The sequence below is a fragment of the Halorubrum cibi genome, from assembly GCF_900182635.1.
GTDB classification, from domain to species: Archaea; Halobacteriota; Halobacteria; order Halobacteriales; family Haloferacaceae; genus Halorubrum; species Halorubrum cibi.
In genome coordinates this window covers 447,875-461,738 of the sequence record NZ_FXTD01000001.1, presented here as the reverse complement: position 1 = coordinate 461,738, position 13,864 = coordinate 447,875, and the positions used below count along the sequence as shown (strand labels likewise).

17 protein-coding genes and 2 tRNA genes are annotated in these 13,864 nt (G+C 70.6%); 15 read left to right on the top strand and 4 right to left on the bottom strand.

All coding sequences use genetic code 11. The annotated features are described in order from the left end of the window. Nucleotides 1-24: 24 nt before the first annotated feature. From FN829_RS02235 to FN829_RS02215, 5 genes are all read left to right on the top strand, one after another. Nucleotides 25-1,536 carry a stage II sporulation protein M gene (locus FN829_RS02235; protein WP_142985364.1) on the top strand — a complete coding sequence of 504 codons (1,512 nt, stop codon included), beginning with the start codon at nucleotides 25-27 and terminating at the stop codon, nucleotides 1,534-1,536. 74 nt (nucleotides 1,537-1,610) lie between these two features. Further along, a complete protein-coding gene (locus tag FN829_RS02230; protein WP_142985363.1) occupies nucleotides 1,611-2,069 on the top strand; it encodes an Hsp20/alpha crystallin family protein in 459 nt (152 codons plus the stop codon). A 110-nt stretch (nucleotides 2,070-2,179) separates the two neighbouring features. Continuing rightward, a complete protein-coding gene (locus FN829_RS02225) occupies nucleotides 2,180-2,620 on the top strand; it encodes an Hsp20/alpha crystallin family protein (RefSeq protein WP_142985362.1) in 441 nt (146 codons plus the stop codon). 498 nt (nucleotides 2,621-3,118) lie between these two features. Then, nucleotides 3,119-3,802: a protein-L-isoaspartate O-methyltransferase gene (pcm, locus tag FN829_RS02220; RefSeq protein WP_142985361.1), complete on the top strand. Its 684-nt coding sequence runs from the start codon at nucleotides 3,119-3,121 to the stop codon at nucleotides 3,800-3,802. 73 nt (nucleotides 3,803-3,875) lie between these two features. Then, on the top strand, nucleotides 3,876-4,676 hold the full coding sequence (locus FN829_RS02215) for a protein-L-isoaspartate O-methyltransferase family protein (RefSeq protein ID WP_142985360.1): 801 nt from the start codon (nucleotides 3,876-3,878) through the stop codon (nucleotides 4,674-4,676). 45 nt (nucleotides 4,677-4,721) lie between these two features. On the opposite strand, the gene FN829_RS02210 is transcribed toward FN829_RS02215, so the two are convergent. Then, nucleotides 4,722-5,204, bottom strand: a complete 483-nt coding sequence (locus tag FN829_RS02210; RefSeq protein ID WP_142985359.1) for a DUF7382 domain-containing protein — start codon at nucleotides 5,202-5,204, stop codon at nucleotides 4,722-4,724. A gap of 113 nt (nucleotides 5,205-5,317) precedes the next feature. On the opposite strand from FN829_RS02210, the gene FN829_RS02205 reads away from it, so the two are divergent. The 4 genes from FN829_RS02205 to FN829_RS02190 are packed head-to-tail and all read left to right on the top strand — an operon-like array spanning nucleotide 5,318 to nucleotide 7,592. Continuing rightward, nucleotides 5,318-6,466 carry an ATP-binding protein gene (locus FN829_RS02205; RefSeq protein WP_142985358.1) on the top strand — a complete coding sequence of 383 codons (1,149 nt, stop codon included), beginning with the start codon at nucleotides 5,318-5,320 and terminating at the stop codon, nucleotides 6,464-6,466. Between the two features lie 40 nt (nucleotides 6,467-6,506). Beyond that, nucleotides 6,507-6,854 (top strand): fluoride efflux transporter FluC, encoded by a 348-nt coding sequence (locus FN829_RS02200; protein WP_142985357.1) that lies wholly within the window; start codon nucleotides 6,507-6,509, stop codon nucleotides 6,852-6,854. After that, nucleotides 6,851-7,213 carry a fluoride efflux transporter FluC gene (locus tag FN829_RS02195; protein WP_142985356.1) on the top strand — a complete coding sequence of 121 codons (363 nt, stop codon included), beginning with the start codon at nucleotides 6,851-6,853 and terminating at the stop codon, nucleotides 7,211-7,213. Before FN829_RS02200 ends, FN829_RS02195 begins: the two co-directional genes overlap by 4 nt. Before the next feature lie 49 nt (nucleotides 7,214-7,262). Further along, nucleotides 7,263-7,592 carry a hypothetical protein gene (locus FN829_RS02190; protein WP_142985355.1) on the top strand — a complete coding sequence of 110 codons (330 nt, stop codon included), beginning with the start codon at nucleotides 7,263-7,265 and terminating at the stop codon, nucleotides 7,590-7,592. An 88-nt stretch (nucleotides 7,593-7,680) separates the two neighbouring features. Here FN829_RS02190 and cca read toward each other — a convergent pair whose 3' ends face one another. Continuing rightward, nucleotides 7,681-9,045, bottom strand: coding sequence for a CCA tRNA nucleotidyltransferase (cca, locus tag FN829_RS02185; RefSeq protein WP_142985354.1), 1,365 nt, complete (start codon nucleotides 9,043-9,045; stop codon nucleotides 7,681-7,683). Between the two features lie 119 nt (nucleotides 9,046-9,164). Between cca and FN829_RS02180 the strand changes: the two genes are divergently transcribed. The 3 genes from FN829_RS02180 to FN829_RS02170 all read left to right on the top strand — a co-directional run bounded on the left by FN829_RS02180 (nucleotide 9,165) and on the right by FN829_RS02170 (nucleotide 9,873). Then, a tRNA-Asn gene (locus tag FN829_RS02180) sits at nucleotides 9,165-9,237 on the top strand. A gap of 59 nt (nucleotides 9,238-9,296) precedes the next feature. Further along, complete coding sequence (locus FN829_RS02175) at nucleotides 9,297-9,698, top strand: group I intron-associated PD-(D/E)XK endonuclease (RefSeq protein ID WP_142985353.1); 402 nt, start codon at nucleotides 9,297-9,299, stop codon at nucleotides 9,696-9,698. 100 nt (nucleotides 9,699-9,798) lie between these two features. Further along, nucleotides 9,799-9,873: transfer RNA gene (locus tag FN829_RS02170), tRNA-Ile, on the top strand. Nucleotides 9,874-9,911: 38 nt separating this feature from the next. Here the strand turns inward: FN829_RS02170 and FN829_RS02165 are convergent. Further along, entirely contained in the window at nucleotides 9,912-10,781 is an 870-nt protein-coding gene (locus FN829_RS02165) for a TIGR01548 family HAD-type hydrolase (RefSeq protein ID WP_142985352.1), read from the bottom strand. 89 nt (nucleotides 10,782-10,870) lie between these two features. Then, complete coding sequence (locus FN829_RS02160; protein WP_142985351.1) at nucleotides 10,871-11,365, bottom strand: UPF0146 family protein; 495 nt, start codon at nucleotides 11,363-11,365, stop codon at nucleotides 10,871-10,873. A gap of 39 nt (nucleotides 11,366-11,404) precedes the next feature. Here FN829_RS02160 and FN829_RS02155 point away from each other — a divergent pair, with 39 nt between their 5' ends. The 3 genes from FN829_RS02155 (at nucleotide 11,405) to ygfZ (ending at nucleotide 13,535) form a co-directional block, all read left to right on the top strand. Continuing rightward, entirely contained in the window at nucleotides 11,405-11,926 is a 522-nt protein-coding gene (locus FN829_RS02155) for an archaemetzincin family Zn-dependent metalloprotease (RefSeq protein ID WP_142985350.1), read from the top strand. Between the two features lie 75 nt (nucleotides 11,927-12,001). After that, nucleotides 12,002-12,301 carry a DUF6432 family protein gene (locus FN829_RS02150; RefSeq protein WP_142985349.1) on the top strand — a complete coding sequence of 100 codons (300 nt, stop codon included), beginning with the start codon at nucleotides 12,002-12,004 and terminating at the stop codon, nucleotides 12,299-12,301. A gap of 82 nt (nucleotides 12,302-12,383) precedes the next feature. Next, the gene (ygfZ, locus tag FN829_RS02145; RefSeq protein WP_142985348.1) at nucleotides 12,384-13,535 is read left to right on the top strand and encodes a CAF17-like 4Fe-4S cluster assembly/insertion protein YgfZ; all 1,152 of its coding nucleotides are present in this window, start codon (nucleotides 12,384-12,386) and stop codon (nucleotides 13,533-13,535) included. Nucleotides 13,536-13,864 lie beyond the last annotated feature (329 nt).

Genomic DNA, 13,864 nt, shown 5'->3' with positions numbered 1-13,864 from the left:
TGTCACACGGCCGAACCCGGAGGTATGGACCTGTCGACGGCCGTCACGGCCACCGTTTCGACCCTCCGACGGCGACCGGCGGACCTGCTCCCGTTCTACTTCCTCGGGACGGCCGTCCCCGTGATCGCCCGCACCGCCCTCCTCGTCGCGCTCGCGGGCGCGTACCTCCACGCCGAACTCACCGGACGGCTCGCCGCCGCCGGCGACGCGCTCGCGGGAACCGACCTGACGCCGCCGGACGTGGAGGACCCGGAGGCGGTCCAGCGCTGGGCCGAGGAGATCGCGCCCGCCCTCGAGCCGCTCGTCTCGCCGACCGCGGTCGCGCTCGTCGCCGTCGGGAGCATCGTCGCCGTCCTCCTCGCGGTCCTCGCGTATTCGGCCGTCTCCGCGGGCCAGATGAGCGCCGTGATCGCCCGGCTGCGGGGAGAACGGGGGCTGACCGCGGGGATCGCCGGCGTCCGCGGCCGCTGGCTCACGTTCCTCGGCCTCTACGTCGCGGAGACGCTGTTGTGGCTCGGCGTGATCCTGCTCGCGGGGGTCGCCGTGGGCGTCGCGTCGGTCGCCGGCGGGCCGCTGGTCGGCGCGCTCGTCGGGCTCGTCGCGTTCGTTCTCGGTGGGATCGGGCTGCTCCTCGTGCGGATCGTCTTCGCGTTCGCCCCCGCGGCGATCGTCGTCGACGACGCGGGCGTGGTCGAGGCGGTCGAGGGGGCGGGCGGGTTCGTCCGCGCGAACCCGGTCGACGCCATCGCCTACCTCGTCGTCGCCGTCGGCGTCGTCGTCGCGATCTCCTCGGCCGCGTCCGCGCTGGCGTTCCTCGGCGGCGGCGCGGTCGTCGCGCTCGCCAGCGCGGTCGTCGCCGCGCCGGCGTTGGACCTCCTCAAGACCGTCCTCTACGGCGACCACCGGGGCGCGGTCGACCCCGTCGACCCGCCGGAGGCGGGCGTCCGCGCGCAGGTCACCGGCGGGGTCCGCCGCGGCGTGAGCGAGACGCTCGCGTTCGCCCGGCGGACGCCCGGCACCCACCTCCTCGTCGCCGCCGTCGGCGTCGCGGGCGGCGTCGCGGGCTGGACGCTGGCCGAGCCGTTCGTCGGGACCGTCCCTACCTCGATCGAGGCGCGGCTCGTCGGACACCTCCCGCCGGCCGCGGCCCTCCAGTTCTTCGGGAACAACTGGACGGTGACGATCGCCACGGCGTTCGGCGGCGTCGCGCTCGTCCTCCCGGCGCTCTCGTCGATCGCGTTCAACGGGATCGCGCTCGGTGCGGTCGCCGCGCTGGAGGAGAATCTCCCCGCGCTCGTCGCGTTCGTGGTCCCGCACGGAATCTTCGAGATCCCGGCGATCGTCGTCTCGGGCGCGCTCGGTGTCCGGCTGGGCGTCGTCGCCTGGCGCGCGTTTCGGGGCCGGCTGAGCCGCGTCGGGTTCGCGGACGCCGTCGAGAACGCGTTCTGGGTGACCGTCGGGATCGGCGTCTTCCTCGCGGTCGCCGCGCTCATCGAGGGGTTCGTCAGCCCGTACTACTGGCGGCCGTTCCTCTGAGAGCGACGGGTCGGGTTCCTCCCTCCCCCGGCCGCCCACACGTTCAAGTCGATCCGGATCGAATCCTGACCCGTATGACCCGACGCGATCCCCTCCGCGAGATCGAGGAGCTGTTCGAGCGCATGGACCGCGAACTCGAGAAGATCGGCTCGGGCCTCGACGTGCCGACCGACTCGAGCGTCGACGTCGACGTGATCGACGGCGAGGAGGCGGTGACCGTGCTCGCCGATCTGCCGGGGTTCGACGAGGAGGAGATCAGCGTGGAACTCAGAGACGAGACGCTCACCGTGGGGGCGACGCCGAGCGGCGACGCGGGCGACGCGAGCAGCGCGAACGATCCGGACGACCCGGTCGACGGGGAACGCTACCACCTCCGCGAGCGACGTCACGGGTCGGTCTCCCGGCGGGTCCCGTTGCCGGCAGCGGTCGAGCCGGACGCGGCGAGCGCCGCGTACGACGCCGGCGTGTTGACGGTCACGCTGCCGAAGCGGTCCGCCGACGGCGGGAGCGGCCATCGGATCGACGTGAACTGATCGCGGGACTCCGGCCGGGTTCGATCGGGATCGCCGCGTGGCACGGCGGAAGTTAGCAACCGTCTATCTCAGTTTAATATCTCAGCGAGCCTCTATAGGGACGAACAGTCATGAACGGATCCAACCCCTTCGAGGAGATAGAGCAGTTCTTCGGACGAAGCCCCTTCGGCGAGGGACTGAGCGGGGGCCGCGGCCTCCGGACCGCCGACGTCGACGTGGCCGAATACGACGACGAGATCGTCGTGATGGCGGACCTGCCCGGATACGACCGCGAGGACATCGACGTCCGCGTCGACGACGATCGACTCACGATCCGCGCCGAGCGCGATGCGGAGCGGGAGACGGGAGACGACGAGATGGGAGACGGCGAGGGTGGGCACCGGTACCTCCGTCGCGAGCGGCGTCACGAGTCGGTGACCCGGACGATCGATCTCCCGGCCGGCGTGGAAGCGCAGGATGCGGAGGCGACGTACCGGAACGGCGTCCTCACCGTCACCCTGCCAAGTAGGCGGGACGACCGCGAGGACGGTCACCGGATCGACGTCGAATAGCGACCCGTCCGCGAACGGCGGGTGGCACGGAACGGCGTCCGGACCCCGCCGAACGATCCGGTGTATCGCTCAGTACAGGGCGAAGAAGTGACTGATCGTCTGCGGTGGCGCGCCCGGGAGCGGGCCGCCGGCCCGCGACCGGAACGCGAGGGACGCTGCGAGCGCTTGGAAAGCGCGAGCAGCGAGGCTGGAGAGGCGTGAGGTGCGGTCGCGGTGCTGTGCGGGGCGGGGTGGGACTCAAAGGGGCAGTCGCCGGCGGCTCCGCCGCCGGCTGCCAGAGGCGCGAAGCGCCTCGCGACTGGGGCTTTGGCGGTGTTCACCGCCCCAGCAACTGTTCCCTTCTTCTCACCTCGATCACTTACGAAACACCCGTCCTACAAGCACGCCCGACGTACCGGATCACCCCCTCGTCGAACGGGTCCGGAACGCTCCGAAACGGTCCGATCGAACCCCCTTCACGCCGATAGGTTCTCCACGAGGGGAGTGATACTTCGTAGCATGGGCGACGTCGATCACGCCGCGGAGCGCCGACGGCTCGTCGAGCACCTCCGGCGACGGACCGACGCGAGCGAGCGGACCCTGTCGGCGATCGCCGCCGTCCCCCGCCACGAGTTCGTTCCGGAGAAGGACCGATCGCACGCGTACGCGGATCGACCGCTGCCGATCGGCCACGGCCAGACGATAAGCGCGCCGCACATGGTGGCGGTCATGGTCGACCTCCTCGAGGTCTCCTCGGGGGACCGGGTGTTCGAGGTCGGCACGGGCTGTGGCTATCACGCCGCGGTCGTCGCCGAGATCGTCGGCCCCGGAAACGTCTACAGCGTCGAGTACGTCTCGGAGCTCGCCGACGCCGCCCGCGAGCGACTGGACCGGCTGGGCTACGACGTGACCGTTCGGGCCGGAGACGGACGGACCGCCTTCGCGGAGTGTGACCCGTTCGACGCCGCCTACCTCACCTGTGCCGCTCCGGGCGGCGTTCCCCGGGAGATCGTCGATCGGACGCGGCCCGGCGGCCACGTCGTCGCGCCCGTGGAGACCGACGGCGACGCGGGCGGACTTCTCGGGCGCGTCGCCAGCGGCCGCTCCGGCACGAGCCAGCGGCTCGTCCGGCTGACCGTCCGTGACGACGGCGGCGTCGACCACGAGGACCACGGCGCGGTGCGATTCGTTCCGATGCGGTGAGTCGCGGACCCCGCCCGTCAGGTCGCCCCGCGCGGAGCGTGCGGTTTTAGACCGCGGACCGCCGAGAGCGGACATGGACGAATCGGCGCTTCGGGTCGACATGATCGAGGGGCTCGAACACCAGCTCGGCGAGCCCCTCGGCGCGTCGGTGCTGTCGGCGCTCCAGACGGTCCCCCGCGAGGCGTTCGTGGACGACGCCCCGTACGCGAACGACGCGAGCGAGGAGGCCGGAACGCGGGCGCTCGCGCCGGCGACCGTCGCGCGGATGCTTACCGCGGTGGACGCCGAGGAGGAGGACGACGTACTCGTCGTCGGAGGCGGGATCGGCTACACGAGCGCCGCGCTCGCCGAGATCGTCGGCGCGCGCCACGTTCACGCGATCGACATCGATCGACGTGCCGTTCACCTCGCCCGGTCGAACCTCGCGGACGCCGGCTACGGTGCCGTCCTCGTCGACCGCCGCGACGGTGCGGGGGGACTTCCGGAGTACGCCCCGTACGACCGGATCCTCGTCGAGGCGGCCGTCGTGACGCCGCCCCGAGCGCTCCGCGAGCAGCTCGACGACCACGGGCGGATCGTGTACCCGCGCGGAGCCGGCGATCAGACGATCGTCGCCGTCGAGCCGGCCGACCGTGACGATCGTGCCGACCGTACCGACGGCGACGCGGACGGGGACGACGATCCCGCCCCCGACGGCTTCCGAACCGTCGAGGAGGCGGGCCCCGCGCGGCTCCGTCCGATGCTCGTCGACGGCGAGCAGGCCGGCGTCGAACGGAACCGGACGCGCCGCGAGGACGCCGAGTTCGCCGAGCAGGGATACTTCGCGAGAACCGGCTGGGAGCAGGAGTGGATCGATTGGGACGACCGGCCCTGATCCCGGCGATACCGACGGATACGCCCCCGCTCCGCGGCGGTCGGTCTACTCGGCGACGACGAGCACCTCGGTGTTGCCGCGTTCGTCGACGAAATCGCTTCCCGCGGGCGGTTTGACGTCGATCGAGAGCGTCCCGTCGAGCTGGTTCGCTCCGAGCTTCGGCGACACGTCGACGCTGGCTATCCCGTCCGGACCGGACTTCGCGGTGGCGAGCCCGTCCAGTCGCGCCGAGCCGCCGCGGACGATCACCGTCGCGTCCGAGACGCGGTTGCCGTCGGGGTCGACGACGGCGACGTCGAGCGTCTGTGATCCCGGCGTCGTCACCTCCGGCTGGGGTTGCGCGTCGACCTCCGTCGACGACAGCCCGTCGATGTCGCCGATCATCCCCATCATCACGCTGAGGCTCGCGACGCCGACGACGAGGGCGATCACCAGTCTGACGGGCAGCCCCTCGATCGCGCGGCGGTCGTCGAGAAACGATCCTACACGGGCCTTCGAGTCCGACGTGTCCGACTTCGAGTCGAGCATACGACCGGTGGCCGCGGATTAGTATATAAACGATCGGACGGGGTCGGAACCACGCGATCACCCACTCTCGCCGCCGCGTGACGGCTTTTATTCGATGCCGCACGATCCCGCGCATGAACGTTCTCGGACGGGATGACGGCGGAGACGGGGCGAGTGACGGGGAAGACCGACCGCCGGCGATGGTCCGTCTCGGCACTTTTCTGGCGCGGGACGGCAGCGACGGAGCGGCCGTCGGGATCGACGCCGACTCCCCGCACGCGGCGGTGGTCTTCGGGAAGCGCGGCACCGGGAAGTCGTACACGCTCGGCGTCATCGCGGAGGAGCTCGCGGACGCGACCGGAGTGGCTCCGGTCGTCGTCGACCCGATGGGCGTCTTCGACGGGCTGACCGAGATCGGCGGACGCGTCGTCGAGCCCGTCATCCGACCGGCCGAGGTTCCGGCCTCGGTTTGGCCCGACCTCGTGGGACTCGACCCCACGGACGGCCCCGGAAGCCTGCTGTGGCGGGTCGTCGCCGACGCGGTCGAAACGGCGGGAAACGACGGCGATTCCCCGTCGATCGAGTCGCTCCGGTGGGCCGTCTCGGAGACCGACGCCCCCGACCGGACGCGCCGGGCGGTTCGGAACCACCTCCGGCTGGCGGAGTCCTGGGGCGTCTTCGACGCGGCAGCCCCGCCGGTCACTTCCTTCGCCGCGAGCGGCGACCCGACGGTGCTCGACCTGTCGGGCGTACCCGAGTCCGCCGCCGGGGCGGTCGTCCGAGCGGTCGCCCGCGGCCTGTACGACGCGCGAGTGAACGGGACCGTCGACCGGCTCCCCTGGCTGCTCGTCGACGAGGCGCACGCCTTCTTCGACGGCGTCGCCGACCCGGCGCTCCGGACGCTTCTGACGCGGGGACGCGCACCGGGCGTGTCGATCGTCTGTGCGACCCAGCGTCCGAGCGCGCTGCCTGCCGTCGCCGTCTCGCAGTCCGACCTCCTCGTGGCACACCGGCTCACGGCCGGACCCGACGTGGACGCGCTGGCGGCGGCGGAGGCGACGTACCTCTCCGGCGACCTCGCCGCCCGGCTGCCGACCGGCGTCGGCGAGGCGCTCGTCGTCGACGACGCGAGCGAGACGGCCCACGCGGTCCGCGTGCGGGAGCGCCGAACGCCACACGGCGGCGAGAATCCGCGCGCCAGCGACACGGAGGCGGCGCGAACGGGGCGATCGACGGAACGAGCAGAGCAGCCGACGCGAGCCGAACGGAGCCGCGGCCGGTGAGCATCGGAACGCACAACACGATCCGTCCGGAGGAACGGCCATGGAACGGACGGTTCCCGGGATCGGCCTCGTGGCGCTCGGCGGGTTCGTCGGCGCGCTGGCGCGGTACGGCGTCGACGTCGCCGTCGGCGACGCGACCGGGATCAGCACGCTCCTCGTGAACGTCGTCGGCTCGTTCGCGCTCGGCTTCCTCGTCACGCGTGCGGTCGGTCCGCGGACGCGACTCCTCGTCGGCACCGGCGTGATCTCCTCGTTCACGACGTACAGCACGTTCGCGACCGACGCGGTCGCGCTCGGTACGACGGGCGGGACGGCCTATGTCGCCGCGAGCTACGGTCTCGGGTTCGCGGCCGCGCTGGCGGGGCTCGCCGTCGGGAGGCGACGGTGACGGCGACGGGTCCGCTCGTCGGAGCGCTCGCCGTCGGCCTCGGCGGCGCGGCGGGCGCGACGTGTCGACACCTGATCGGCCTCGCTATCTCGGGCCGTCGCTCGCTCGTCGCCGTCAACACCCTCGGGAGCCTCGCGCTCGGAGCCGTGCTCGCCGCACCCTTCGACTCCGTCGTCGCGCTGACGCTCGGCGTCGGGTTCTGTGGCGCGTTCACGACGTTCTCGTCGTTCGCGGTCGAGGCGGTCACGACGGCCGAAAGCGACGATCGGAACGTCGCCATCGGATTCGCATTCGGCGTTCTGCTCGCCGCGATCGGCGCCGTCCTCGTCGGGTCGGCGGTCGTCGTCGCGATCACGTGACCGCGGGCGGAGCGACAGGTACAGGACGGGCGAGACCGTACGCGACGACGTGAACGACGACGCCGACGGATCGACGGGATCGCCGAGGGAGGACGGCGGATCCGGCGTCACCGACCCGAGCGGAACGGACGCCCCGAGCGACGTCGCCGACGTGGACTTCGCGGACCTCTCGTTGCCACAGCGGGTGTTCGTCGCGGCCGTCCAGAACCCCACTCGCGGCGTCGTGGTCGCGGTGCTCCTCGCGTTCGGGTTCTCGTTTTACATCGCGCTCTGGATGGCGTTCCCCCGCGTCGCCGTGCTGTTCTCGGCGGTCGGCGTCGTGGTCGTCCTCGTCTTGCTCGGGCTCTACTACCTGACTCGCGTCCTCGGCCGCGCCTGAATCGACCGAACCCGATCCGACTGAACCCGATCCGACCGCACCGCCGACTCGATCGGTTCTACCCGATCTCAGGCCGGTTCGCCCGGCCTCACGGGTGCGGCTCGTAGAACTCCCGGAGGTCCCTTCCGAACCGGTCGGCGAGCGTCGCCACGGCGTCGCCGACGAGCACGTCGCGGTCCGCGAACGCCGGCTCGATCTGCGCGCCGAGTGCGATGTCGCCTGCCGCGTCGCTCTCGAGGTATCCGCGAACCGCGGAGAATTCGCGTTCGCGCTCGACGACGTATCGGTTCCCGTCGATGAACGGTCCGTACGTGTCGGGATCGACGTCGTCGGCGTACGATTCGTAGAAGCGGTCGGCGTGTTTCCGCACGGCGACCGGCGGCCCCTCGTGGCGTTCGACCGCCGGTCGAGTCGCCGTCTCGACCTCGACGTAGAGGGCGGCCCGTTCCCCGTCGTCTCCGACCATCGCCCGAGCACGGAGCGGGTCGAACCCGCGCTCGTTCAGTCCACGGACGGTCCCGTCGAGCGACCGCCGGAGCTGGGGCCACAGCTGGTCGTCGACGAGGTTCGGGGCGTCGAAGACGACGGCGACCGGCGTCGTCTCGCGCCTGTCGAGGTGGTCGCGGACCTCGCCCGCGTCGAGCGGATCGAACGCCCGAGGTTCGAACAGGCCTTCGCGAGGGTTCGCGAGCAGGTCTCGAGCGTAGTGTTGGAACCGCGCGAGGTTCTCCGCCGACAACACCGCCGCGACGTTGCGCGTCGGGTCCGTCGGGTCGACGACGACGAGCGGGTCCTCGAAGGTCCGTTCGGCGTGCCCCTCGGGATCGAACTCCACCGGCGGGTGCCAGCTCCGGGCCGACTCGACGAGCGGGACGAACCCGCCGAACTCGGCGACGAGCAACTCGGTGAGGTACCCCGAAAAGCCCTCGGTCCGGAGGTCGCTGCCGTACGCGCCGATTCCCTTGAGAAACGCCTTCGTGAGGACCACGTCGGCGGCGAGGTCGTCGTCGAGCCGCTCCGTGAGGTACGCGTCGTGGAAGGGCGTGCGGTCGACCGCGGAGATCAGATCGCCCGCCTCCGCGACGTCGTGACAGGGAACCAGGTCGACGTCGAAGCCGTCGTGAACGCCCTTCACGTAGGGATGTTCGGCGTACTCCTCGTGGCCGTCCGGTAGGACCGCGTGACCCACCGCGAGCCCGTACTCCTCGAGCTCCTCGCGGTCGATGTCAGCCGGAAACCGCACGAAGAGGTCGACGTCGCGGTCACCGGAGACCCACGTCCCGCGCGCGGTCGATCCCACCTGGACCACGTCGGCCTCGACCGGAAGGTCCGCGATCGCCGCTCGAGTCCGCTCCGTCAGGTCGGCGGCCGCCGTTCGCAGCCGCTCGCGTTCCTCCGCCTCCGGAAGAACGCGCTCGCGGACGCGCGACAGCACCGCGTCGAGGTCGGCCATACGCGGGCTTCTCGCGGTCCGGCCGAAAGCGTGTCGGTCGTAAGGGGCGGACGAGGTTCCCGGCCCGTGTCGGGCGGAAACGAAAGCCCTATCAAAACCACACGAGTACCTGAAATCGAGCCGAAGTAGCTCAGTTGGTAGAGCGCCTCGCTGTTAACGAGGCGGTCCCAGGTTCGAGTCCTGGCTTCGGCGCTTCCTCTTGCGTCTCCGATCGTGACACGCGTTTTGTACGATGACGACCGAAGCGTCGTATGTCGCGTTACGAGCAGTACGACCGACTCGGAGAGCCGCAGAAGCGCGGACAGGCGACGGAGGCGATCGTCAAAGCGGAACTGATCGCCCGCGACGTTTCCGTACTCACGCCGGCGTACGACAACGAGCCGTACGACCTCGCGATCGAGATCGACGGTGCGTTCTACCGTGTCCAAGCGAAGACGGCGTTCGAGGCGACCACGGACGGGGCGGTGCGGTTTCGGACTCGGAGCGTCCGAACGAAGGGTTCCGGATACGAACGGGAGGGCTACGACGGGAAGATAGATTACTTCGCGGTCTACGCGCCGACCCGTGAGGAGACGTATTTGGTTCCGATCGAGGAGGCCGGTGAGACGCAGATGACGATCCGGTACAGACCGGCCGGAAACGGGAACACGTAGCGCGTCAACTGGTACGAGGACTATCTCTTCGATGCGGTCCTCTCCTCGATCGAGGAGAACCCGGTAGGCTAAAGGGCGAACAAGAGCTACCCGTCGATCAGGGCCTTTAGCTTAGTCCGGTTAAAGCGACTCGCTCATAACGAGTTGATCGCCGGTTCGAATCCGGCAAGGCCCATTCTCACGGCCGACGAGTAGCGAGCCGCGATCGCGACGCTATTCCAACAGGTCCACCAGTCCGTTCACGTCCTCGAGAACGGCATCGGCTCCGTCCTCCGTGAACGCCCGCGTCCCCGCCTCGCCGGTCAGTCCGCCCGTCAGGACGCCGATCGCATAGTAGACGCGCGAGTCGTCCTCACGGTCGGCGTTCCGGGCGGTCCGCACGTCGTCGAGGGTGTCGCCCGCGAACGCGACCCGATCGGCGTCGAACCGCTCGGCGAGTTCGACGAGCGCCCGCGGGTGCGGCTTCCCCTCCTCCCAGTCGTCCATCGTGAATCGGTGACGTTCGGGAACGTCGAGGTCGACGCGCTCTAAGGCGATCTCGGCCTCCGCGGCGGGCCGTCCCGTCAACACGCCGACGTCGAAGCGGTCGGTCAGGTCCGCGATCGTCGCCGGCTCGACGAGAGTCGGCTCGTCGTGGATGTAGCCCGTCGCCGACACCGGCGGGTCGCCTCCCTCGAGTTCGCGGTACAGCTCCTCGCCGAGATACAGCGCCTGGAACACGTCGTGGAGGCGGTCGGTGTCCCACTGGTCGCGGACCCGCGCCTGCGCGACGCTGGGGAGGTCGGAGACGACGCGCTTGGCCGCCTCGAGGCCCCCGCCGTCCTCGTCGGCCGCGATCCGGTCGGTGAACGCCTCGACGTCCATCCGGAGCCCCTCGCGGCGGGCCAACACGAACAGGGCGGCCGCGTACGTCAGCTCCCAGTCGTTGTTGAAGCCGCCGGCGTCCTTGAACGACTGGATCGCCTCGCGGTCGATCGTCTTGCCGCAGACGCGGTCGACCGACTCGATGATCGCTCGGCGGTAGGAGTCCGCGACGTCGACCAACACCCCGTCGATATCGAGTACGACAGCGTCGACCTGCATACCCGTACGCCGGCAGGCGGAGAAATGAACGTTCGGGTTCCCGCGGTTCGTTCCACGGAAGCGGGTCCGATCCGCGGCACGGGGGCGGATCAGCGGTCACGAGCGACGTACAGCGTCATTCCTGGTATCGATCGGCGCTCCACGGGGACGATCGGCTCCTCGAACCCGAGCGTGGTGAACAGGCAGGCGGCCTCGAGGCGGGCCGCCAGATCGACGGTGGGGCGTTGAAGCTCCGCCGGGAGGCGCCGAGCGTACACCGCGTCGATCCCGGTCCCGTCCGCGTTCCCGCTCGCGAGCGTCGACGAGGGGTCGGCCGCGTCCGCGAGCGCGACCACGTCGCCGCGGCGGACGCGGAGCGAACCGTCGGCGGCGGCCTCACCCTCGTCCGCCGACCGGTTCTCGCCCGCCGGCTCGTCCGTCACGCCGCCGGGATCGTCGTCGACCGCGACGTCGATCGCGACCACGTCGCGGCCGCGGTCGGCGAGGTCGCTCGCGACGCCGAGGCGGTCGCCGCAGCCGACCTCGAGGAGTCTGTCGAACCGGTCGAGTTCGGTCACGAGCGCACGACGTGAGGGGGATGTCACGGCGGGGGGTTTATGACCGCGGCGGTCAAAAGCCGTTCCATGCTCGTGGACATCGTGCCCGTTGGGGAGGTTTCCCCGCGAGTGAAGCGGGAGGCCTCCGCCGTGTTGCGGTCGGTGTACGACTGTGACGTGACGGTCCACGACGACCAGGCGGTCCCGGAGACCGCCTACGACGGCGGCCGAGGACAGTACCGCGCGGAGGACCTCATCGAGGTCGTGGGTCGCGTCGGCAGCGGCGAGAAGAACATCGGGATCACCCCGCGCGACCTCTACTACCGCCGGCGGAACTACGTGTTCGGGCTGGCGTACCTCAACGGCAGCGGCTCCGTCATCTCGACACACCGGCTTAGAACCTCCTCCGACGGCGGCGTGTCGACGAAGCCCGCGATCGACGTGTTCGCCGACCGCGTCCGCAAGGAAGTCGTCCACGAGATCGGCCACACGCTGGGCCTGGAACACTGCGACAACAGCAAGTGCGTGATGTCCTTTTCGCCCACGGTCCGCGAGGTCGACGTGAAAGAGGAGAACCTCTGTGGGACCTGCTCGCGGCTCGTCCGGTGAATCGACCGTCGCCGGCAAGCCGTCTCGTCCCGTTCCGCCGGTAGAGGTAAACCCCGCGCGGTCCATGTTCCGGACATGGCCGCAAAGTCGGAGTACCGCGACCGGCCGGACGTCCAGGTCGCGCTGCTCGACGCGTTGGTCGACCGCGGCGACGAGGGGATGACGGTGTTGGAGCTCCGGGCGGCCGTCGACGCCGACATCGACGCGGTCGAGGACGCGCTCTCCGCGCTGAAGGAGGACTCCCTCATCACCGTCGAGAGCGGTGAGCGCGTCCGCGTCTATCCACACGACCGGGTCGTCCCGGACCCCGATCCGGGCGACGAGGAGCCGGCCGGCGGACTCCTCGAGACCCTCAGAAGGCGGCTCGGCCTGTAAGCCGTCGGGAGCGATCCTCGAGTCCGACGGCTCCGCACCCGCGAACCGCGACCTTTTGGCCGTGCCGCGATTGGAGGGAGCCATGACGCTCGTCTCCGACGCCCACGAGGATCACGGCGCGCGCTATCGCGACCGCGGCGGCAGAGAGGTGGTCGACCACTACGGCAAGCCCGCCCGCGTCGGGAAGGCCGTCCGGAACGTCGTCGGCGCGATCGAGATGGGGTACGGCGTGCTCTCGGTCACGGGCGAGGACCGCGTGGAGTTCGTCGACAACGCCGTCAGCAACCGCGTCCCCGTCGAGGACGGACACGGCGTCTACGCGCTGCTGTGTGACCCGCAGGGCGGGATCGAGACGGACATGTACGTCTACAACGCCGACGAGCGACTGCTCGTCTTCGTCCCTCCCGAGCGCGCCGAGCCCGTCCTCGAGGACTGGTCTGGAAAGGTGTTCATTCAGGACGTCGATATCGAGGACGTCTCGGCGGATCTCGGCGTGTTCGGCGTTCACGGACCCAAATCGACCGAGAAGGTCGCCTCGGTGCTCGGCGGCCCGGGCGCCCCCGAGGAGCCGCTGTCGTTCGTGCGGGGATCGATGGTCGACGCCGGCGTCACGGTGATCGCGACCGACGCGCCGCTCGGCGAGGAGGGATACGAGGTCGTCTGTGCGGCCGCCGACGCGCCCGACGTGTTCGACACGCTCCTCAGCCGCGGGCTCAACGCCGCCCCGTTCGGCTACCGGACGTGGGACGCACTCAGCTTGGAGGCCGGTACGCCCCTCTTCGAACACGAACTCGAGGGGACGGTCCCGAACGTCCTCGGGATCCGCAACGCTCTCGACTTCGAGAAGGGGTGTTACGTCGGCCAGGAGGTGGTCTCCCGCGTCGAGAACCAGGGTCGACCCAGTCGGCGGCTCGTCGGGCTCGCCCTCGACGGCCTGATCGACGATCTCTCCGGGATCGACGGCGACGCGGACCCCGACGCCGTCACGGAGCGCCTCCCGGACCCCGGCGCGGCCGTCTTTGAGGGCGACGCGGCGGTCGGCGAGGTGACCCGCGCGGCCGTCGGCCCCGCCCTCGAGGAACCCATCGCCTTCGCGCTCGTCGACTTCGACGCGGCCGCGGAGTCGGTCACCGTGCGCGTCGACGGCACCGAAGCGAGCGCGAACCGGACCGACCTCCCGTTCGTCGAGGGGAGCGCCCGCTCCGGGAGACTGCCGACCTACCCGAGCGACTGAGAGGTAACAAGACGCGGTGGCGCGCGCCTCCGAGCGCCCGAAGGGTGCGAGGAGTCCGCGCGAGGGAGTCGACCGGCCGGAGCGGAGCGAAGGTCGGTCGACGAGGCTGGGGAGGCGTGAGGTGCGGGGCTGTGCGGTCGGGTGGGACTCAAAGGGGCAGTCGTGAGGACGAAGCACGGCGAAGTAAGCACCGCAGCGAAGGAGCGATAGCGACTGAGCGAGGAGCGCAACGAGCCGCGCGAGTCCTCGCGGCTGGGGATTTGGCGGTGTTCGCCGCGACAGCAACCAAGTATAGCCGAGCGGCTGGGGCTTTGACGGTGTTCGCCGCA